Genomic DNA, 19731 nt, shown 5'->3' with positions numbered 1-19731 from the left:
CCCGGCCGCTCCCGCCGGATGACCCCGCTCGCCCGATGCCGCCGGGCCCGGCGCGCCGTCAGCCGTCCCGGGCCGCACGGGCCCGGGTATGCCGGGTGGGCTCGGCCTTCGACGGATCCTCCGGCCAGGGGTGCTTCGGATACCGGCCCCGCAGCTCCGCCCGCACCGAGCGGTAGCCGTCCCGCCAGAACGAAGCCAGATCCGCGGTCACCGCAACCGGCCGCCCGGCCGGTGAGAGCAGATGCACCAGCACCGGCACCCCGGCCACCTCCGGCGTCGACTCCAGCCCGAACAGCTCCTGGAGCTTCACCGCCAGCACCGGCTGGTCCCCGCCGTAGTCCACCCGCATCAGGGAGCCGCTCGGCACCGCGATCCGCTCCGGTGCCAGCCGGTCCAGACGGGCGGCCTCACCGCTCGCCCACGGCAACAGCCTCCGCAGACACGGCTCCGCGTGGATCCGGCCCAGATCGGTCCGCCGCCGCACCCGGGAGAGTTCGGGCTCCAGCCACTCCCCGGCCCGGTCCAGCAGGGCCGCGTCCCCCGTATCCGGCCAGGGGTCCCCCACCACCCGGTGGAGAAAGGCCAGCCGCTCCCGCAGCCCCCGGGCGTCCCGCGTCCAGTGCAGCAGCCCGACCCCCTCCCGGCGCAGCCCGTCGAGCACCGCGGCCCGCAGCAGCCCCGGATCGGGATCCGGCAGCGGTCGCGCCGACAGCTCCACCGCCCCCAGTCTCCGCACGCTCCGGGCGACGACCTCACCGTCCTCCCAGTGCACCTGCTCCTCGGATACCAGCAGATGACCGGCGGCCACCCGAGCGGTCCCCTCCTCGACGACCGCGGCCAGCCTCACCCGGGCCGAGGCGGCCGAAGCGGGCCGGTCCGCCACCGCGACCGCCAGCCAGGGAGCGCCCCGCAGCACCGAACCCGCCCCGACCTCCCCACGGGTGCCCGAGGCCATCAGGAACGACCCCTCTCCCCGGGAACGCGCCACCCGCTCCGGGAACGCCAGTGCCGTGACCAGCCCGGCGACCGCATCGTCCGACAGTCCGCCGCCCGCCTGCCGCCCGGCCCCGCGACCGGCCGGGCCCACCGCCGCCAGCGCCGACTCCAGCCGCCGCACCTCGGCGCGCCAGCGACCCGCATAGCCGTCACCGCCCCGCCGGGCCGTCCGCCAGGCGGTCGCCAGATCGTCGCCGTACTCCCGGGGCGGCTCCTCACTGAGCAGCCCCACCACCTCCGCGGCCCGGCCCGCACCGACCTTCCCCGCGCCGTCCAGCAGAGCCCGGCCGAGCCGGGGATGCACCCCGAGCCGGGCCATCAGCACCCCGCGCTCCGTCGCCCTGCCCTCCCGGTCCACCGCGCCGACGGCCCGCAGGACCGCGCCCGCGGCGGCCATCGCCCCACCGGGCGGTGCGTCCAACAGGGCCAGCCCCTCCGCCGACGGGTCGCCCCAGCAGGCCACCCGCAGGGCGAACCCCGTCAGATCCGCGACACTGATCTCCGGCGCGGGGAATCGGGCCCGCCGACCCTCCTCGGCCTCGGCCCAGCAGCGGTACACCGTGCCGGGGGCCTCACGCCCGGCCCGGCCCAGCCGCTGGGCCGCCCCCGCCGCCGACACCGGAACCGTCGTCAGTGATCCGAGCCCCCGCGCATGATCGGTCCGCGGCTCCCGGGCCAGCCCCGAATCCACCACGATCCGCACCCCGGGAACCGTCAGGCTCGACTCCGCGACCGAAGTGGCCAGCACCACCCGCCGCCGCTCACCGCCGCCCCGCAGCACCGCGTCCTGGACCGCGGCCGGTGCCCGCCCGTGCAGCTGGAGGACCTCGGCCTCCACCCCGTCCAGCAGCCCGGCCGTCCGGGCGATCTCCCCCGTGCCCGGCAGAAAGCAGAGAACGTCCCCCTCGTGCCGGGCGAGCGCCAGACGCACGGTCGCCGCGATATGCCGGAGCAGGGCCGGATCCACCCGGGTCCCATGGGCGGGCCGGATCCCGGCCGGCGGCGGCGCGAAGTGCACCTCGCAGCCGAAGCCCTCGCCGCGGCCCCGGACCACGGGAGCGGGACCGGAACCGTCCAACGAGGTCAGCAACCGGGCCCAGGCCTCCGTATCGGTGGTCGCGGAGGCCGCGATCAGCTCCAGCTCCGGCCGGAGCGCGGCCCGCACATCCACCAGGAAGGCCAGTGCCGTATCGGCATCGAGATGGCGCTCATGGCACTCGTCGAGCAGGACCGTGTCCACATCCGCCAGCTCGGGATCGCGCTGGAGACGCTGGAGCAGCACCCCCGTGGTCACGACCTCGACCAGGGTTCCCCCGCCGACCCGCCGCTCGCCCCGGACCGTATAACCGACGGCCTCACCGACCTCCTGGCCCAGCAGCCAGGCCATCCGCCGGGCCGCGGCGCGCACCGCCATCCGCCGCGGCTCCGCGACCAGCACCCGGCGCCGCCGGCCGGTCCCGACCAGCCCGGCCAGCGCCATCGGCACCAGCGTCGTCTTGCCCGTGCCCGGGGGCGCGTGCAGTACCGCGGTGCCGTGCTCGTCGAGCGCGGCCAGCAGCTCGGGGACGCAGTGGCGGACCGGGAGCCGGTCGATTGCCTCGGTTCGGATCATGCGCTCAGTCTGGTCGTTCCCCGAGAACCGCGCCGCGGGTTGTCCACCGCCCCGACGGATTCAGCGGTTTATAAGAAAATATGAAAAGAAAAGGGAGGGGTGGAGGCCGCCGCCCGGAGGCCGCCGCCCGGAGGCCGCCGCCCGGAGGCCGCCGCCCGGAGGGGGACCCCGGCCGCACCCCGGTCCTCAGTCCCGGACGCAAACGAAGATCGCCGTACCCGGAATCAGATTTCCCCTCAGCGGGGACCAGCCGCCCCACTCCTGGGCGTTCCACGCCGGCCACTCCGGCTCCACCAGGTCCACCAGCCGGAAGCCGCCCGCCACCACGTCCCGGACCCGGTCGCCGATCGTCCGGTGGTGCTCCACGTAGACCGCGCGCCCCTCCTCGTCCTGCTCGACGTACGGCGTCCGGTCGAAGTAGGACGCGGAGATGCTCAGCCCCTCGGGTCCGGGTTCGTCCGGGAAGGCCCAGCGGATCGGATGCGTGACCGAGAAGACCCAGCGTCCGCCGGGTCGCAGCACCCGGCGCACCTCGGTGAAGACGGCCACCGGATCCGCGACGAACGGCACCGCTCCATAGGCGGAGCACGCCAGGTCGAAGGAGCCGTCGCGGAAGGGCAGCGCACCCGCGTCCCCCTCCACCAGCACCGGCCCGCCGCCGATCCGCAGCGCGTGCTGCAACTGGCGGTGGGAGAGGTCCAGCGCCACCGGGCGCGCCCCCTGCGCCGCCAGCCAGCGGGAGCACTGCGCCGCGCCGGCCCCGATCTCCAGAACGTCCAGGCCCTTGAGCGCTTCGCGCGGACCGAGCAGTGCGGCGTCCTCCTCGTCGAGCCCCTCGGGGCCCCAGACGAAGCGGTCGTCTCCCAGGAACGCGCCGTGATCGTGCTGGTACTCGTCGGCGTTCCGGTCCCACCAGCCCCGGTTCGCCCGGCTGCTCTCGGTGGCCCCCGCGTCACGGCGGGTGGCCTCGGGCTCCGGCTCCGGTGCGCCCGCCGGACCGGCCGTGCCCGGCCTCCGGTCTGCCTCCAGTCTGCCGGACGGATATGCGGGACCTTGGACGTCTTGGCTCATGTTCACCGTCGTTGTAGTTTGCGTTCGGATTGCCGATCGGCGGCCATGACGGCCTCCGCAAACCTCAGTTGTGCCGGGATTGGGGCGATCCGCCCCCGGTGTGCGCCTTCGCGCATTGACCGCCTTCGGCTGCCCCCGTATGCTACAAGTTGCGCTGCGGGCCTGCGTGCCTCGGACGGAGTAGGCCGCTCGCATCTGTGATGTATGTCCCCTCGGTTCACGAGGCGCCTCCGGACGGAGTCGTTTCGTCCGGGCGCTCTCGGGCCCCGGACGGCGGCCGGTCCCGCGCCTCTACGCGGTTCGGCTTCTTGCAGCATGCGATACGGGCTCTCGGCGTAGCAGTACCTACGACTTCAATGTCCGTACCGGAGCCCTTTCCCACATGACGAGCAGCACCGAGACCACCGCCACTCCGCAGGTAGCGGTCAACGACATCGGTAACGAGGAAGCCTTCCTCGCCGCGATCGACGAGACGATCAAGTACTTCAACGACGGCGACATCGTCGACGGCGTCATCGTGAAGGTCGACCGGGACGAGGTCCTGCTCGACATCGGTTACAAGACCGAAGGTGTTATCCCGAGCCGCGAGCTCTCGATCAAGCACGACGTCGACCCGAACGAGGTCGTCAAGGTCGGCGACGAGATCGAGGCCCTGGTCCTTCAGAAGGAGGACAAGGAAGGCCGCCTGATCCTCTCGAAGAAGCGCGCCCAGTACGAGCGTGCCTGGGGCACCATCGAGAAGATCAAGGAAGAGGACGGGATCGTCACCGGTACCGTCATCGAGGTCGTCAAGGGTGGTCTCATCCTCGACATCGGCCTCCGCGGCTTCCTCCCGGCCTCCCTGGTCGAGATGCGCCGTGTCCGCGACCTCCAGCCGTACGTCGGCAAGGAGCTCGACGCCAAGATCATCGAGCTGGACAAGAACCGCAACAACGTGGTCCTGTCCCGCCGTGCCTGGCTGGAGCAGACCCAGTCCGAGGTCCGCCAGACCTTCCTCACCACCCTCCAGAAGGGCCAGGTCCGGTCCGGTGTGGTGTCCTCGATCGTCAACTTCGGTGCCTTCGTGGACCTGGGTGGCGTCGACGGTCTGGTCCACGTCTCGGAGCTGTCCTGGAAGCACATCGACCACCCGTCCGAGGTTGTCGAGGTCGGCCAGGAGGTCACGGTCGAGGTCCTGGACGTCGACATGGACCGCGAGCGCGTCTCCCTGTCGCTGAAGGCGACCCAGGAAGACCCGTGGCAGCAGTTCGCCCGCACCCACCAGATCGGCCAGGTCGTCCCCGGCAAGGTCACCAAGCTGGTTCCGTTCGGTGCGTTCGTCCGCGTCGACGAGGGCATCGAGGGCCTGGTCCACATCTCCGAGCTGGCCGAGCGCCACGTGGAGATCCCGGAGCAGGTCGTCCAGGTCAACGACGAGATCTTCGTCAAGGTCATCGACATCGACCTGGAGCGTCGCCGGATCTCGCTGTCGCTGAAGCAGGCCAACGAGTCCTTCGGTGCCGACCCGGCGTCGGTCGAGTTCGACCCGACCCTCTACGGCATGGCCGCGTCCTACGACGACCAGGGGAACTACATCTACCCCGAGGGCTTCGACCCGGAGACCAACGACTGGCTGGCGGGCTTCGAGACCCAGCGCGAGGCCTGGGAGACCCAGTACGCCGAGGCGCAGCAGCGCTTCGAGCAGCACCAGGCCCAGGTCATCAAGTCCCGCGAGGCCGACGAGGCCGCCGCTGCCGAGGGTGGCGCCGCCGCTCCGGCCGCTGCGCCGACCGGCGGTTCGTACTCCTCGGAGTCGGACGACAACTCCGGCGCCCTGGCGTCGGACGAGGCCCTCGCCGCCCTGCGCGAGAAGCTGGCCGGCGGCCAGAGCTGAGGCTCTGACCCGCTGATCCACGGCTGAAACACCGGGCCCGTCCCCCTCGGGGGGCGGGCCCGGTGGCATGGGTGCGGACGCTCCGCGCCGTCCCCGCACCGGTTTCCCGGCGTGTTCGATCCGTACCGGGGGAATGCCCGTCCGTCACCTCGCGTTGTTCACGGAGAACACGAGGAGGAGCGGTGATCGTGGCTGATCCGCAGGATTTGTACACATGGGACCCCAAGGGCCTTGCCGTTGTCGACATGGCGCTCGCGCAGGAGTCGGCCGGTCTGGTCATGCTGTACCACTTCGAGGGCTACATCGACGCGGGCGAGACCGGTGAACAGATCGTCGACCATCTGCTGGCGACCCTGCCGCACCAACTGGTGGCCCGCTTCGACCACGACCGGCTGGTCGACTACCGGGCCCGCCGCCCCCTGCTGACCTTCCGGCGCGACCGCTGGACGGCCTACGAGACCCCGGCCATCGAGGTCCGGCTGATCCAGGACACCACCGGTGCGCCGTTCCTGCTGCTGTCCGGCCCGGAACCGGACGTCGAGTGGGAGCTGTTCGCGGCCGCCGTCGCCCAGATCGTGGAGCGACTCGGGGTCCGGCTGTCGGTCAACTTCCACGGCATCCCCATGGGCGTGCCGCACACCCGCCCGGTCGGGCTGACCCCGCACGGCAACCGTACGGATCTCATGCCCGGCCACCGCAGCCCCTTCGACGAGGCCCAGGTTCCCGGCAGCGCCGAATCCCTCATCGAGTACCGGCTGATGAAGGCGGGGAAGGACGTCCTCGGAGTCGCCGCTCATGTGCCGCACTACGTGGCCCGCTCCGCCTATCCCGATGCCGCGCTCACCGCCCTGGAGGCGATCACCGCAGCCACCGGTCTGGTGCTCCCGGCGGTCGCGCACGAGCTGCGCACCGCGGCCCACCGCACGCAGAACGAAATCGAGCGCCAGATCGGCGAGGGCGACGAAGAGCTGACGGCCCTCGTCCAGGGACTGGAGCACCAGTACGACGCGATGGCGGGAGCCGAGAGCCGCGGCAACCTCGTCGCGGAGCCGGTCGATCTGCCGTCCGCCGACGAGATCGGGCTGGAGTTCGAGCGTTTCCTCGCGGAGCGTGAGGGCGACAGCTGAGCCATCTGGAATGCCGGAGACATCCGAGGCATCCGGGACGCCATGACGGGCGGGGAGGCGGCCCACAGGCCCGGGACAACCCCGGGGCACGACCCCGTCGGAGCACGGAGCCATGACTTAGGCTGCTGCTCATGCTGTCTGTAGGCCTGACCGGTGGAATCGGCGCCGGCAAGAGCGAAGTCGCCCGGCTGCTGGAGTCGTACGGCGCGGTACGTATCGACGCCGACCTGATCGCCCGGGAGGTCGTGGAGCCGGGTACCGAAGGGCTGGCCGCCGTCGTCGCGGAGTTCGGCAGCGGAATGCTCCGCCCCGACGGAAGCCTGGACCGGCCGAAACTGGGCGCCGTCGTCTTCGCCGACCCCGAGCGGCTGGGCGCGCTCAACGCCATCGTGCACCCCTTGGTCGCGGCCCGCTCGAAGGAACTCGCCGACGCGGCACCCGCGGACGCCGTCGTCGTCCACGAGGTCCCCCTGCTGACCGAGAACGGACTCGCCCCCCGGTACGACCTCGTGGTCGTGGTCGATACCGACCCCGCGACCCAGCTCGACCGTCTCGTACGGCTGCGGGGTATGACGGAGTCCGACGCACGGGCCCGGATGGCCGCCCAGGCCGGCCGGGAGGAGCGGCGCGCCGTTGCGGACCTGATCATCGACAACGACGGTCCGCGCGAGGAACTGGAGCCCCGGGTGCGCGAAGTGTGGGCCGAGCTGACCCGCCGGGCCGCCGGCGGATCCGGCTGACGCCCGGCCCCCGCGGTGCGCCGCCCCGGAATAGCTCCGGGGCGACCGGTGTTGGATTGGTGCGCCGAGGGGAAGGATTCGACCGTGCCCACAAGCGATCCGCACACGCATGTCATCGACTACCGCGCGGCGGAGCAACTGCTCGCCGCGAGGGACCCCCGCGGTGCCGTGAAGCTGCTGGATTCGGTCATCGCGGCCCACCCCGAGAACACGGCCGCACGTCTGCTGCGCGCCAGAGCCTTCTTCGCCGCCGCCCAACTGCGCCCGGCCGAACTCGAATTCGAGCTGGTGCTGGAGCGGGAGCCCGACAACGCCTTCGCGCACTTCGCCCTGGCCCGGACCTTCGAGCGGTCCGGCCGCCCTCAGCAGGCCAAACGTCACTTCAGGCTGGCGGCCGCCCTCGACCCCAGACCGGAGTACCTCCAGGCGGCCCGTTTCGAACCCGATCCGCACCCCGACCGTGGAGGTGCCCGGGACACCGGGTCCACCGAAGACTGATCCGCCCGGCGGTCCGGCTCACCGAGGGTCGTGGGGCGGGTCGTCCCGACCGGCGGGCCCGGACCGGTGTTCCTCGTGCACGGGTTCGTACGGAGGGATGTCCCGCCCCGGCTGATAGTGCGGCCCCTGCCGGATATGCCGCACCACGACCACCAGATCGACGAGGACGATCAGCAGCAGCACCCCGCAGAGCGCCGCCCAGTGGGGGTGCGAGGTCAGCAGGAAGATCACCAGGCCGCCGCCGGCCCAGATCACACCCCAGATACTCAGCCAGAACCGCATCCGCAGCGGACTGCGCGCGGTCGCCGGCTCACTGCCCGTACGCATCGCAACCCCTCTCCTTCTCCAGCATGCACCCACCACCGGACCGGCCGGGGAAGCCCGGCCGCAGGGCGGCCCCGGGACCGGTTCGGAGGGGCACCGGCGCGGGCCTCGCCCGAGCCGCCGTCCGGGCATACCGTGGAGAACGGGCGTACCGGAAGGGGGTGCCCCATGGTCGAAGAGCTGGTGATCGGTGTGGTGGCCGCAGCCTCCGCTCTCACGGTCTATACGGCCGCCGCGGCCAAAGTGGTCAAGCAGTTCGAGCGGGGTGTGGTCTTCCGGCTCGGCCGTCTGCACGGTGGGATCCGCGGCCCCGGATTCACCATGATCGTTCCGATGGTCGACCGGCTGCAGAAGGTGAATATGCAGATCGTGACCATGCCCGTGCCCGCCCAGGAGGGCATCACGCGGGACAATGTCACCGTCCGGGTCGACGCCGTCGTCTACTTCAAGGTCGTCGAAGCGGCGGATGCCCTGATCGAGGTGGAGGACTACCGCTTCGCCGTCTCCCAGATGGCTCAGACCTCGCTGCGCTCCATCATCGGCAAGAGCGACCTCGACGATCTGCTCTCCAACCGCGAGAAGCTCAACCAGGGCCTGGAGCTGATGATCGACAGCCCGGCCATGGGCTGGGGAGTCCAGATCGACCGCGTCGAGATCAAAGACGTGTCCCTGCCCGAGGCGATGAAGCGCTCCATGGCGCGTCAGGCGGAGGCGGACCGGGAGCGGCGTGCCAGGGTGATCAACGCCGATGCCGAATTCCAGGCCTCCAAAAAGCTGGCCGAGGCCGCCAGGGCCATGTCGCAGGAGCCGGCGGCACTGCAGCTCCGGCTGCTCCAGACCGTCGTGGCCGTCGCCGCGGAGAAGAACTCCACCCTGGTGCTGCCGTTCCCCGTCGAACTGCTGCGCTTCCTGGAACGGGCGGCCCAGCCGCCGCTCGAACGGTCCGCCCCGGAGACCGCGGCGCCCCCGGTGCCGCCCGCTGCCGAAGAACCCGCCCCACCGCCGACCGGCCCCGGAGCGGTACCCGAGGCGGAGTCGCCGGTTCCGCCGGAGCGCGCGGTGCCGCCCGCGCCCCCCGGACCGGACCCCGACCTGCCCGAGGGCCGGGCACCCCGGCTGCGCAGACTGCCGCCCGCCGTCTGACCTCCCGGATCCCCTCGGTACGGCCGGTCCGGGGTATCCGGATGTCCGCGCCCCGGCTCGTTGTCGTACCCCACCCGTATCGTCGGAGACGACGACACTCGGAAACACTCCGGAACACTCCGGGAGACTCCGACCCACGGCGACGGGAGGTGACCCATGACGTCCGCGACCGCGTCCAGGCCGCCCCTGAGCCGGGCGGCAGCGGCGGGGGAGCCCTCGCCCGCCTGGGCCGCCGTCTTTCTGCCCGGGGCCCTGCCGCGCGAGGGCAAGGTCGCGTTCTGGGCGCCCGGGGGCGACCCGCCGCACGGCGCCGCGGACACCCTCACGGTCGTCGGGCCCGCCCCCGACGACCGTGAGGGTGTCCACAGCCGTACGGTCCCCGCGCTGTTGCTCCCGGTCGCCGACGCCCTGCCGTCACTGATCCGCGCCCGGGGGCTCGCCGCCGCCCACCCGGCCGCCGCCTGCTGGGGAGCGGCGGCGCTGCACGCGCTGCACCTCGTGGCGCGCGGCAGGCTGCTCCCCGGACTGACCGCCGCCGACCACGACGTCTGGCGGGCCGGGCCCCTCGACGCCGCGGACACCGCCCAACTGCAGGCGATCGCAGCCGCCATGCCGTACGAGGCGTACGCTGCACCGCTGCCGGGACCGGGACCTTTCGCCCTGCCCCGGCCCGAGGCCTTGGTGCGGGCCTTCTTCGACGCGGTCGCCGACACCCTGCCCCGGAGCCCGGCCGCGGCCCATGCGGCGGGCGGCCCGTTCGCCGCCCCGGGAGCCCACCATCTGCCCGGGGCCCGCGTCTGGGCGGAGCGGACCGCCGAGGGCATGGACGCCGGGGTCAGGGTCTCCCTCCGGCTCGACCTGTCCGCGTTCCGCCTCTTCGACACAACCGACACAACCGACACGACCGAGGCGACCGACACGACCGAGGCGACCGGCCCGGCCGACACGACCGAGGCGACCGGCCCGACCGAAACGACCGAGCAGACCACCCCCGCCACCGCAACCGGGGCCCCCGCGGCGGGCGGTACGCAGAGAGCGCGGGCGCTGCGCCGGGCGGGCGCAGCCGTGGTCCAGGTGCACAGCCTCGGCGATCCCACGCTCGTCACCGATGCCGCCCGGCTCTGGGCGGGGGAGAGCGGGCCGGGCTTCGGGCCCCGGTCGCGGATCGACACGGTCCTGGCGCTGCGGGCCGCGGCCCGTGCCTGGCCACCTCTCGCCGCCCTGCTGGACCGGGATGTGCCCGATGTCCTCCCGCTCTCGGAAGAGGAGCTGTACGACCTGCTGGGCCCCGGGGCGCCGCGACTGGACGCCGCCGGGGTGGCCGTCCACTGGCCCAGGGAACTCGCCCGGGGGCTGACGGCCACGGCCGTGGTCCGGCCCGCGCCGGGCTCGGCGACCGACGGGACCCCCTTCTTCGACAGCGGCGAACTGCTCCGCTTCGGCTGGCAGCTCGCGCTGGGCGGCGATCCGCTGACCGAGCGCGAGATGGACGAACTGGCCGCCTCGCACCGCCCCCTGGTACGCCTGCGCGACCAGTGGGTGGTCGTGGACCCCGATCTCGTCCGCAAGGTCCGCGCCCGTGAACTGGGGCTGCTGCGCCCCGCCGAAGCCCTCGGCGCGGCCCTGACCGGCACCGTCGAGACCGGTGGCGAGATCGTCGAAGCCGTCCCGGCCGGTGCTCTCGCCGCCCTGCGCGACCGGATCGTCACCGGACCGGAAGCCGTGCCCCAGCCCCCGGCGCTGGCCGCCACCCTCCGCGACTACCAGCTCCGCGGTCTGGCCTGGCTGGACCTGATGACCTCACTCGGCCTCGGCGGCTGCCTCGCCGACGATATGGGCCTGGGCAAGACGATCACCGTGATCGCCCTCCACCTCCACCGCGACCGGACCGCCCCCACCCTGGTGGTCTGCCCCGCGTCCCTGCTCGGCAACTGGCAGCGGGAAATCGCCCGGTTCGCCCCCGGCACCCCGGTCCACCGCTACCACGGCGCCGGCCGGTCCCTCCCCGAGGTGCCCGGCGGCTTCGTCCTCACCACCTACGGCACCCTGCGCACCAGCGCGGAGCGGCTGGCCGGGCAGGACTGGGGCATGATCGTCGCCGACGAGGCCCAGCACATCAAGAACCCCTACTCCGCGACCGCCAGAGCCCTGCGGCGTATCCCCGCGCCCGCCCGGGTCGCCCTCACCGGCACTCCCGTCGAGAACAACCTCTCCGAGCTGTGGGCCCTGCTGGACTGGACGACCCCCGGGCTGCTCGGCCCCCTCAAGGCGTTCCGGGCCCGGCATGCGCGCCCCGTCGAGCTGGGCGAGGAGGACGGCGCCGCGGAACGGCTCGCCCGGCTGGTCCGGCCCTTCCTGCTGCGCCGCCGGAAGACCGACCCCGGTATCGTGCCCGAGCTGCCGCCCAAGACCGAGTCGGACCATGTCGTCGCCCTCACCCGGGAGCAGGCGTCGCTCTACGAGGCGGTGGTCCGCGAGGCGATGGCGGCCATCGGCGCCGCCGAGGGCATCGCCCGCCGGGGCCTGGTGATGAAGCTCCTCACCGACCTCAAACAGATCTGCAACCACCCGGCGCAGTATCTGAAGGAGTACGGCGGCGGGAGCCCGGCGCGGGCCGCGGGCGGCACGGTCGGCCCGGTCCGGCTCACGGGCCGCTCCGGAAAGCTCGCCCACCTCGACGAGCTGCTGGACACGATCCTCGCCGAGGACGGCTCGGTTCTCGTCTTCACCCAGTACGTGACCATGGCCCGGCTGCTGATGGATCATCTGGCCGCCCGTGCCGTCCCTGCTCAGCTGCTCCACGGCGGCACACCCGTCGCCGAACGGGAGCGCATGGTCGACCGGTTCCAGGCGGGCGAGGTCCCCGTCTTCGTCCTCTCCCTCAAGGCGGCGGGCACCGGACTCAACCTCACCCGCGCCGGACACGTCGTCCACTTCGACCGCTGGTGGAACCCGGCCGTCGAGGAGCAGGCCACGGACCGTGCGTACCGGATCGGCCAGACCCGGCCGGTCCAGGTGCACCGGCTGCTCACGGAAGGCACCGTGGAGGACCGCATCGCCACCCTCCTCGCCGCCAAACGGGCCCTCGCGGACGCCGTACTCGGCTCCGGCGACACCGCCCTCACCGAACTCACCGACCGCGAGCTGGCCGACCTGGTATCCCTCCGGAGGCGCCCATGACCCCGCCGCCCACCGGGCCCCGGACGGCCGCCGTGTCCCGCGCCCGTTCCGCGGGCCGACGCCCCCCACTGCCCGACGACCGCAGACGCACCTATCCCGCCGCGGCCCCGGGGCCGGCCGGCGCCGCCGCGGAGAGCTGGTGGGGCGAGGCCTGGGTACGGGCGCTGGAGGACAGCGCCCTGGACCCCGCCCGGCTGGCCCGCGGGCAGGCGTACGCCCGCCGGGGTCTGGTCGATGCGATCACCGTCACCCCGGGCCGGATCACCGCCTACGTCCACGGCGGCCGGCCCCGCCCGTACCGCACCCGGGTCGGGCTGCGGACCCTCGCCGACAGCGAGTGGGAGGACTTCCTCGACACGGCCGCGGCCCGGCCCGAGCATCTCGCCGCCCTCCTCGACCGGGACGTGCCCCGGGCGCTCGCCGCCGTCGTCGATCTGCTGCCCGGCCGGGGTGATCTGATCCCCGACTGCTCCTGCCCCGACGACGGCTTCCCGTGCAAGCACGCCGCCGCCCTCTGCTATCGGACGGCAGGGCTGCTGGACCGGGACCCGTTCGCGCTGTTCCTGCTGCGCGGCCGGGGCGAACAGGAGATCCTCGCCGAACTGGCCCGGCGCCATGCCCGCGCCTCGGCCGCCGGGCGCCCCGACCCGGCCACCGGGGGAGCCGTGGTACCCGAGCCCCTGCCGGGCGTTGCGGCGGAGTCGGTGCTGAGCAGCCGTCGGCGGCCGGGCGCGCTGCCGCCGCCGTTTCCCCCGCCGCCGCAGCCGGGCCGGGCCCCGTCCTGCCCCGAACTGCCCGGCGCCCCCGACCCCCTCGCACTCGACCTGCTGGCGACCGAGGCGGTCCACCGCGCCCACGCCCTGCTCACCACCGGCACGGACCCCGTCGCCGGGCTCACCGCATGGCAGGACACCGTCCGGCTGGCCGCGGCCCACCCCGGCGCCGGGCTCACCGCCTCCAGCCGCACCCTCTACCGCGACCTGGCCGCGGCCACCGGCCGTACCTCCGGCGAACTCGCCCGCGCCGTCGCCGCCTGGCGCCAGGGCGGGCAGGCAGCCCTGGCCGTACTGGAAGAGCCCTGGGACCCGCCCGCGGGCCCCTTCGACCGGGCCGGACCTGCGCTGGTGGCCGCCGGGCTCACTGGTTTCCGGCCCCGGCGCAACCGGCTGTCCACCCCGGCCCTGCAACTGCGTCTGGGCCGGGACGGATGGTGGTACGGGTACGAATCCGACCCGGGCCGCGAGGAGTGGTGGCCGCGCGGAACGCCGGCCGGCGACCCGGTGGCGGCGGCCACCGGACTGCTCGGCCGCTGAACCCCGCCCCGCCCAGCCCGGTCCGGGTGCTCAGAGGGTTTCGGCCCAGGAGCGCAGGCGGGCGAAGTCCGCGTTCCGCAGACCCCACTGGGGCGGTATCCGCAGCAACAGCGCCGGGGCGTCGTGGTGTTCCGCGATATGCGCGGCATCCCGCTCCGTCAGCATGTCGTCCACCCAGGCGAACGGATGTCCGGCGGCCCACTCCAGCAGCGGGCGCGTCTTCCAGCACAGCCCGCCGGGGTCCGCGGCCGGAGGTACCGGCCACTCCACCACCCGCAGGTCCTCCGGCAGGCCGATCCTCGGCGAGATCAGGCTGTTGGCCTCGTGCGCCCAGGCCGACGCCCATACGGTTTCGTACGGCAGCCCCGTCAACCGCGCGCCGTGCGAGGGGTTCAGCCGGACCCGCAGCCCGCGCCGGTGGCGGCGGGAGCCGGGCGTCTGACGCTCCAGCCACACGGCGGGACGGAGCCGGTGGCTGGTGTAGCCGCGCAGCCGGGGCAGGCGGGCCGCGAAAGGGTTCAGGGGGCCGTCGACGTCGAGGAGCAGCAGCGGGCGGTCCGTCATGACGGAGAACTCTCCCACCCCCCGCCGGACCCGGCCCACCCGGGCCCGTACCCGGGCGCCCGCCGACGGGATGGCGAGTACTCGCCATGCGGGTCGACGGCGGACCTGGACGATGATGAACCGACGAGACTCGAACCGATCACCTGGGAGCGGCTGACCGAGGCCGTCACCGAACGGGCCCTGGCGGCCGGGGCCGCTTCCGCGGGGGCGGAGGGCAGGGCCTCCTGGGTACGCATCGGCATCGACGGGGCGCCCGCGGCGGGCGGCGGGGAGTTCGCCGTCCGGATCGGGGAGGCGCTGCGGTTGCGCGGGCGGCGCGGACTCGTCGTCGGCACCGCCGGATTCCTTCGCCCCGCGTCCCTGCGGTACGAGTACGGGCGCGAGGACCCCGATGCGTACTACGGCGACTGGTTCGACACGGGCGCCCTGTGGCGGGAGGTGTTCGGTCCTCTGGAGAGCGGGGGTACGGGGCGGGTGCTGCCCGATCTGTGGGATCCGGCGACCGACCGGGCGACGCGCAGCTCCCGGATGGAACTGCCGCGCGGCGGAGTGCTCCTGCTGCACGGGCCGTTTCTGCTCGGCCACGGCTTCCCGTTCGATCTGACGGTCCATCTGCGGCTCTCACCGGCCGCGCTCCGCCGGAGGACGGAGCGGTCCGGGCAGTGGACGCTGCCCGCGTTCCGGCGGTACGAGGAGGAGGTGGGGCCGGAGGAGACGGCCGATGTCCTGGTACGGGTCGACGATCCCCGGCACCCGGCGTGGACGGTTCCGGGCTGACCGGCTCCGCCCCGGACGGGGTCGTACCGGGCGCCAGGGGGCGGTGCGCAGAGAAGTGGCGCCCCGGCCGGGGTCGTGTCCGGCCGTCCGGGAGCCGTGTCCGGCCGTCCGGGACGAGGGCCTTCCGGCGGGTGGGGCGCCGGGGTTCAGAGGGCCGCCGCGATCAGCGAGGCCAGCCGGACATTGCCGCGTACCGCCGCCACATTGGCCTCCAGGGAGGCGCCGTCGGTGTGCCGGGTCAGGAACTCCAGCAGGAAGGGGGTGACGGCCTGGCCCGTGATCCCGTGCTCGGTACAGGCGTCGAGCGCCTCGTTCAGCACCCGGTCGTGCAGTGCGGGGTCGAGCTGCTCCGACTCCGGTACCGGGTTGGCGATGACCAGGGCGGACGCGGTGCCCCCGAGCGACTCACGGGCGCGGATCACCGCGGCGGCCTCCTCCGGTGAGCCGACGGTCCAGTCGACGGGTTCCCCCGAGGACGTCAGATAGAAGCCGGGGAAGCGGTCCGTCCGGTAGCCGACGACGCCGACCCCGAGCGTCTCCAGCCGCTGGAGCGTGGCCGGCACGTCCAGAACGGACTTCACGCCCGCGCAGACCACGGCGATCCCGGTCCTGGCCAGTTGCGGCAGATCGGCCGATTCGTCCTGGGTGTGCGTCCAGTCGCGGTGCACCCCGCCCAGACCGCCCGTCGCGAAGACCCGGATCCCGGCCCCGGCGGCGAGGAAGGCCGTCGCGGACACGGTCGTCGCCCCGTCGGCGCCCGCTGCCAGAGCGGGCGCCAGATCCCGGCGGCCCAGCTTGCGGACGCCGTCGCCGCTCGCGATCCGTGCCAGCTGTGCGGCGTCGAGCCCGATCCGGGCCCGCCCGCCGAGGACGGCGATCGTGGCCGGGACGGCGCCCTGCGAACGTACGATCGCCTCCAGTTCGGCGGCGACGGCCAGATTCCGCGGACGCGGCAGACCGTGCGCGATGATCGTGGACTCCAGTGCGACGACCGGCCGCCCGGCGGCAAGGGCGTCGCGTACTTCCTCGGAAACCTCCGTGAGCACCATGTCCCCATCCCTGGCACCGGACGGGAGTGCGCAAACCCGCCTCAGGGCGGCAGCGGCGAGCCGTTCCCGGTCCGGGGGAGCGCGCGGCGGAGGGCCAGCACCGCAAGGGGGAGCAGCAGCAGGGCGCCGAGGAGGTTCAGATACCCGTAGCCGAGCTGCGACACCACCAGCCCCGACAGGGCGCCGCCGACACCCGCCGACGCGTTCATCGCCAGATCGGACAGACCCTGGACGGGGGCGCGGGCGGCCTGCGGTACCGAGTCGGTCAGCAGCGCGGAACCGGCGACCACACCCGCCGACCAGCCCAGTCCCAGGACGAACAGGCCCGCGGCGACCCGGGAGTGGCTCGGTCCGGCCGTTCCGGCGAGCAGTGCGGCCACCGCCAGCAGTCCGACGGCGAGCCCGATCACGGCGATCCGGCCGTACCGGTCCGCCAGCCAGCCCATCACCGGGGAGAACGCGTACATGCCCGCGATATGCCCGCTGATCACCACGCCGATGAGTTCGATTCCGCCCCCGTGGTGCTGGAGGGCGACCGGGGTCATCGACATGATCGACACCATGACGGTGTGCGCGACGGCGAGGGACACCAGGGCCAGCAGCGCGGCCGGGGACTCCCGGACCGCGCGGACGGCGGACCGCAGCGAGCCGTCCGTGCGATCGGCGGTCTCCCGGGACAGCGTCCGGGCCGTCAGCAGCGGATCGGGCCGCAGCATGGCCTGGAGCACCAGCGCCGCCAGAAGGAGGACGCCCGCGGCCCAGAGGAAGGGACCGGCCTCGCGCGGAATGCCGAGCCCGGAGACGCTGCGGCCCGCGGGGGCCGCGATGTTCGGGCCGAGGACGGCGCCGATCGTGGTCGCCCAGACCACCAGCGAGATGGCCCGGCCGCGCCGTTCGGGCAGCGCGAGGTCGGCGGCGGCAAACCTGGCCTGGAGATTCGCCGAACTCGCGGCGCCGAACGCGGCCAGCCCCAGCAACAGCAGCGGGAAACTGCCCATGACGGCAGCCAGAACCACCACGCCCGACCCCAGAACCCCGATGGCATAGGCCAGGACCAGTCCGGCCCGCCGCCCGCGCGCCGTCATCAGCGCGGCCAGTGGTACCGACAGCAGGGCCGTGCCCACTACGGACGCGGTGGACGCGAGCCCGGAGAGGGCGTCCGTACCACTGACCTCCTGGGCCAGCACGGAGGCCAGGGCGACTCCGGTGGCGATCCCCAGACCGCCGAGGATCTGGCTGATGACCAGGGCGACGGTGATCCGCCGCCGCAGGGCGGGGAGTTCCGCCGCCGATACCGCGGCCGTCCCCGCTTCCGCCTGCGGCTCCGTCCCCGAACCCGTCGCGGCTCCGGCCCCCGGTATCTCCGGCGGGGGTACGGGGCCCGCGGCGGCCTTGCCGACGGCCGTCCCGTCGGGGGGCAACGCGGATATCTCGGGCGGATCAGGGCTTGGGCTCACCGACGCAGTGTGTCAGTCCGCCCGTCGGCTTGGAACCGTCCGTACCCCTCTCACCTGCTGTTCCGCCCTTCCGCGGGCTGGGGAGGGGTTCAGAACAGGGGCTCCGGCAGCACCCCTTCCAGGGCGAGCAGTCTGCGCTTGGCCTCGAGGCCCCCGCCGAAGCCGCCCAGCTTGCCGTCCGTCTCCACCACCCGGTGGCAGGCCACGACCACCGGCAGCGGATTGGACCCCATCGCCGCGCCCACCGCCTGTGCACCGCCCGGCCGGTCGACCAGGGCGGCCAGGTCCCCGTATCCGACGACCGTGCCGTACGGGACGTCCGCGGCCAGCCTGAGCAGCACCTCCCGGTTGAATCCGCCGGACAGCGACCAGTCGAGCGGCAGGGAGAACTCCGTCAGGCCGCCCGCGAAGTACGCCGCGATCTGGCGGACCGGCTCGGCGAGCCGCCCCGGCGGGGTGATCCCCGCGGCGGACACCCCGACCGGTGTCGCCCCGAGGCGCGCGGCCAGTCTCCGCACCGCGGCGTCCCGGACCCGCTCGTCGGCATGGAACACGACCTGGACCAGCCCGCGCTCGGTCGCGGCCAGCAGCAGCGGCCCGACGGGCGAGTCCACGACCGTCCACTCGAAGCTCTTCATACCGCCACGGTACGACCGGGCACCGACAGCGCCCCGGCCCCGGGATCATCCGGTCCGCCGAATTCCCCGGCCCACCGGATCCGGCGGTCCCGGCGGCCCTGTACCGCCCGATTTTCGGCCCCGGTCGCCGCATCACGTAAAAACGGACACCGTCCAAGCCGAAGCCATCAGGTGGAAAAGCGGCCGGAAACCGTAGCCGAGCGTGCAGAACACGCTACCCGGACGCTTCCGCTCCGATCATTCGCCCCCGGCTGTTCATCGACGTTCTCCGAGGTCATAGGCTCATTGCCTGAACAGACGTTCCACCGGGGGATCACGGGATCACACCAGGGGATCGCGCCAGGCAGGAGCAGGTAAGCACGACATGCAGGGAACCATCGACGGATTCAGCTACGGAATCGTCACGCCATTGGCCGCATTCCTGATGGCCTGCCTCGGCAGTGCCCTCGGACTGCGCTGCACGACCCGGTCGGTCCGCAATGCGGGTTCGTTCAAGGCCGGATGGCTGGCCCTGGGCTCCGCGGCGATCGGGTCCGGCATCTGGACCATGCATTTCATCGCCATGATCGGATTCACGGTCGACGAGGTTTCGATCACCTACGATCCGCCGATCACCTTCGCCAGTCTCGGCGTCGCGATCGTCATGGTCGGTATCGGGATCTTCATCGTCGGCCACCGCGGCGCGACGCCCATGGCCCTGGTGACCGGGGGCACGATCACCGGCCTCGGGGTCGCGTCCATGCACTACCTCGGCATGGCCGGAATGCGGCTCCCGGGCACCCTGGCGTACGACACCGTGACCGTCACCCTCTCCGTCGTCATCGCGGTCGTCGCCGCCACCGCCGCCCTCTGGGCCGCCGTGTCCGTCCACGGCTTCCTCGCCAGCCTCGGCGCCAGCCTGGTGATGGGCGTCGCCGTGACCGGCATGCACTACACGGGAATGGCCGCCGTCAGCGTCCATCTCCACGGTTCGGCGGGTTCGGCACGGGCCGGCGAATCGGCCGCTTCCCTGCTGCTGCCGATGCTGATCGGACCGCTGGTGTTCCTGATCGTCGCCGGGGTCGTGGTGATGTTCGACCCGCTGCTGGTGATGGGCGACCCGGAGTGGGAGCGCCGCTCCGGCCGGGTCTCCGTCCCCGTGTCCGGGATCCCCGGCACCGGCCCGCGCCGCGCCCCCGGTGCCGCCGACGCCGGAGCCCAGGACTGGGGCCCGGCCCCCGGCACCCCCGGGCCCGGGGCGGGCCGCGAACCGCGGTCGCCGTACTACGACGGCTGGTGACCTGCGGTCCGCCCCCTGGACACCGCCCCTGAGCACCGCCCCGGCGGGCGCCCGGGAGCGGTCCGGACCCCGATTGTCGGTGGCGGGTCG

16 protein-coding genes are annotated in these 19731 nt (G+C 73.4%); 9 read left to right on the top strand and 7 right to left on the bottom strand.

Annotated elements, in window-relative coordinates:
• Window positions 1-58: 58 nt before the first annotated feature.
• Window positions 59-2608 carry an ATP-dependent helicase HrpB gene (gene hrpB / locus ACIQ9E_RS18760; RefSeq protein ID WP_403708316.1) on the bottom strand — a complete coding sequence of 850 codons (2550 nt, stop codon included), beginning with the start codon at window positions 2606-2608 and terminating at the stop codon, window positions 59-61.
• A 186-nt stretch (window positions 2609-2794) separates the two neighbouring features.
• Window positions 2795-3679, bottom strand: coding sequence for a class I SAM-dependent methyltransferase (locus ACIQ9E_RS18755; RefSeq protein WP_403708313.1), 885 nt, complete (start codon window positions 3677-3679; stop codon window positions 2795-2797).
• Window positions 3680-4061: 382 nt separating this feature from the next.
• Here ACIQ9E_RS18755 and rpsA point away from each other — a divergent pair, with 382 nt between their 5' ends.
• The 4 genes from rpsA to ACIQ9E_RS18735 all read left to right on the top strand — a co-directional run bounded on the left by rpsA (window position 4062) and on the right by ACIQ9E_RS18735 (window position 7917).
• Window positions 4062-5552, top strand: a complete 1491-nt coding sequence (rpsA, locus tag ACIQ9E_RS18750; protein ID WP_006349896.1) for a 30S ribosomal protein S1 — start codon at window positions 4062-4064, stop codon at window positions 5550-5552.
• A 188-nt stretch (window positions 5553-5740) separates the two neighbouring features.
• The gene (locus tag ACIQ9E_RS18745; protein ID WP_403708310.1) at window positions 5741-6679 is read left to right on the top strand and encodes a PAC2 family protein; all 939 of its coding nucleotides are present in this window, start codon (window positions 5741-5743) and stop codon (window positions 6677-6679) included.
• A gap of 131 nt (window positions 6680-6810) precedes the next feature.
• Entirely contained in the window at window positions 6811-7419 is a 609-nt protein-coding gene (gene coaE / locus ACIQ9E_RS18740; protein ID WP_403708307.1) for a dephospho-CoA kinase, read from the top strand.
• An 84-nt stretch (window positions 7420-7503) separates the two neighbouring features.
• Window positions 7504-7917 (top strand): tetratricopeptide repeat protein, encoded by a 414-nt coding sequence (locus ACIQ9E_RS18735; protein ID WP_403708304.1) that lies wholly within the window; start codon window positions 7504-7506, stop codon window positions 7915-7917.
• 18 nt (window positions 7918-7935) lie between these two features.
• Here the strand turns inward: ACIQ9E_RS18735 and ACIQ9E_RS18730 are convergent, their stop codons facing one another.
• Window positions 7936-8244 (bottom strand): DUF6343 family protein, encoded by a 309-nt coding sequence (locus ACIQ9E_RS18730; protein ID WP_403708301.1) that lies wholly within the window; start codon window positions 8242-8244, stop codon window positions 7936-7938.
• Between the two features lie 165 nt (window positions 8245-8409).
• On the opposite strand from ACIQ9E_RS18730, the gene ACIQ9E_RS18725 reads away from it, so the two are divergent.
• From ACIQ9E_RS18725 to ACIQ9E_RS18715, 3 genes are all read left to right on the top strand, one after another.
• Window positions 8410-9384: a slipin family protein gene (locus ACIQ9E_RS18725; protein WP_403708298.1), complete on the top strand. Its 975-nt coding sequence runs from the start codon at window positions 8410-8412 to the stop codon at window positions 9382-9384.
• Window positions 9385-9540: 156 nt separating this feature from the next.
• On the top strand, window positions 9541-12564 hold the full coding sequence (locus tag ACIQ9E_RS18720; protein WP_403708295.1) for a DEAD/DEAH box helicase: 3024 nt from the start codon (window positions 9541-9543) through the stop codon (window positions 12562-12564).
• Window positions 12561-13877, top strand: a complete 1317-nt coding sequence (locus tag ACIQ9E_RS18715; protein ID WP_403708293.1) for an SWIM zinc finger family protein — start codon at window positions 12561-12563, stop codon at window positions 13875-13877. The genes ACIQ9E_RS18720 and ACIQ9E_RS18715 overlap by 4 nt, the downstream gene beginning before the upstream one ends.
• A 30-nt stretch (window positions 13878-13907) precedes the next feature.
• On the opposite strand, the gene ACIQ9E_RS18710 is transcribed toward ACIQ9E_RS18715, so the two are convergent.
• Window positions 13908-14441, bottom strand: coding sequence for a hypothetical protein (locus tag ACIQ9E_RS18710; protein WP_403708290.1), 534 nt, complete (start codon window positions 14439-14441; stop codon window positions 13908-13910).
• Window positions 14442-14621: 180 nt separating this feature from the next.
• On the opposite strand from ACIQ9E_RS18710, the gene ACIQ9E_RS18705 reads away from it, so the two are divergent.
• Window positions 14622-15218 carry a uridine kinase gene (locus ACIQ9E_RS18705; protein WP_403708818.1) on the top strand — a complete coding sequence of 199 codons (597 nt, stop codon included), beginning with the start codon at window positions 14622-14624 and terminating at the stop codon, window positions 15216-15218.
• 146 nt (window positions 15219-15364) lie between these two features.
• Here the strand turns inward: ACIQ9E_RS18705 and ACIQ9E_RS18700 are convergent, their stop codons facing one another.
• The 3 genes from ACIQ9E_RS18700 to ACIQ9E_RS18690 all read right to left on the bottom strand — a co-directional run bounded on the left by ACIQ9E_RS18700 (window position 15365) and on the right by ACIQ9E_RS18690 (window position 18362).
• Window positions 15365-16267 carry a pseudouridine-5'-phosphate glycosidase gene (locus ACIQ9E_RS18700; RefSeq protein ID WP_403708287.1) on the bottom strand — a complete coding sequence of 301 codons (903 nt, stop codon included), beginning with the start codon at window positions 16265-16267 and terminating at the stop codon, window positions 15365-15367.
• A gap of 41 nt (window positions 16268-16308) precedes the next feature.
• Entirely contained in the window at window positions 16309-17538 is a 1230-nt protein-coding gene (locus ACIQ9E_RS18695) for an MFS transporter (RefSeq protein WP_403708816.1), read from the bottom strand.
• Window positions 17539-17813: 275 nt separating this feature from the next.
• Window positions 17814-18362 (bottom strand): methylated-DNA--[protein]-cysteine S-methyltransferase, encoded by a 549-nt coding sequence (locus ACIQ9E_RS18690; RefSeq protein ID WP_403708284.1) that lies wholly within the window; start codon window positions 18360-18362, stop codon window positions 17814-17816.
• 364 nt (window positions 18363-18726) lie between these two features.
• Between ACIQ9E_RS18690 and ACIQ9E_RS18685 the strand changes: the two genes are divergently transcribed.
• A complete protein-coding gene (locus ACIQ9E_RS18685) occupies window positions 18727-19641 on the top strand; it encodes an MHYT domain-containing protein (RefSeq protein ID WP_403708281.1) in 915 nt (304 codons plus the stop codon).
• Window positions 19642-19731 lie beyond the last annotated feature (90 nt).

The organism is Streptomyces sp. NPDC094448, assembly GCF_044763775.1.
In the GTDB taxonomy this organism is placed as follows: domain Bacteria; phylum Actinomycetota; class Actinomycetes; order Streptomycetales; family Streptomycetaceae; genus Streptomyces.
The sequence above is the reverse complement of the archived record's forward strand: the minus strand, read 5'-3'. Positions and strand labels throughout refer to the sequence as shown.

Coding starts and splice junctions, on each gene's coding strand:
- hrpB (WP_403708316.1), bottom strand. CDS start 2,608: ATGATCCGAACCGAGGCAATCGACCGGCTCCCGGTCCGCCACTGCGTC.
- ACIQ9E_RS18755 (WP_403708313.1), bottom strand. CDS start 3,679: ATGAGCCAAGACGTCCAAGGTCCCGCATATCCGTCCGGCAGACTGGAG.
- rpsA (WP_006349896.1), top strand. CDS start 4,062: ATGACGAGCAGCACCGAGACCACCGCCACTCCGCAGGTAGCGGTCAAC.
- coaE (WP_403708307.1), top strand. CDS start 6,811: ATGCTGTCTGTAGGCCTGACCGGTGGAATCGGCGCCGGCAAGAGCGAA.
- ACIQ9E_RS18730 (WP_403708301.1), bottom strand. CDS start 8,244: ATGCGTACGGGCAGTGAGCCGGCGACCGCGCGCAGTCCGCTGCGGATG.
- ACIQ9E_RS18725 (WP_403708298.1), top strand. CDS start 8,410: ATGGTCGAAGAGCTGGTGATCGGTGTGGTGGCCGCAGCCTCCGCTCTC.
- ACIQ9E_RS18720 (WP_403708295.1), top strand. CDS start 9,541: ATGACGTCCGCGACCGCGTCCAGGCCGCCCCTGAGCCGGGCGGCAGCG.
- ACIQ9E_RS18715 (WP_403708293.1), top strand. CDS start 12,561: ATGACCCCGCCGCCCACCGGGCCCCGGACGGCCGCCGTGTCCCGCGCC.
- ACIQ9E_RS18710 (WP_403708290.1), bottom strand. CDS start 14,441: ATGACGGACCGCCCGCTGCTGCTCCTCGACGTCGACGGCCCCCTGAAC.
- ACIQ9E_RS18700 (WP_403708287.1), bottom strand. CDS start 16,267: ATGGTGCTCACGGAGGTTTCCGAGGAAGTACGCGACGCCCTTGCCGCC.
- ACIQ9E_RS18690 (WP_403708284.1), bottom strand. CDS start 18,362: ATGAAGAGCTTCGAGTGGACGGTCGTGGACTCGCCCGTCGGGCCGCTG.
- ACIQ9E_RS18685 (WP_403708281.1), top strand. CDS start 18,727: ATGCAGGGAACCATCGACGGATTCAGCTACGGAATCGTCACGCCATTG.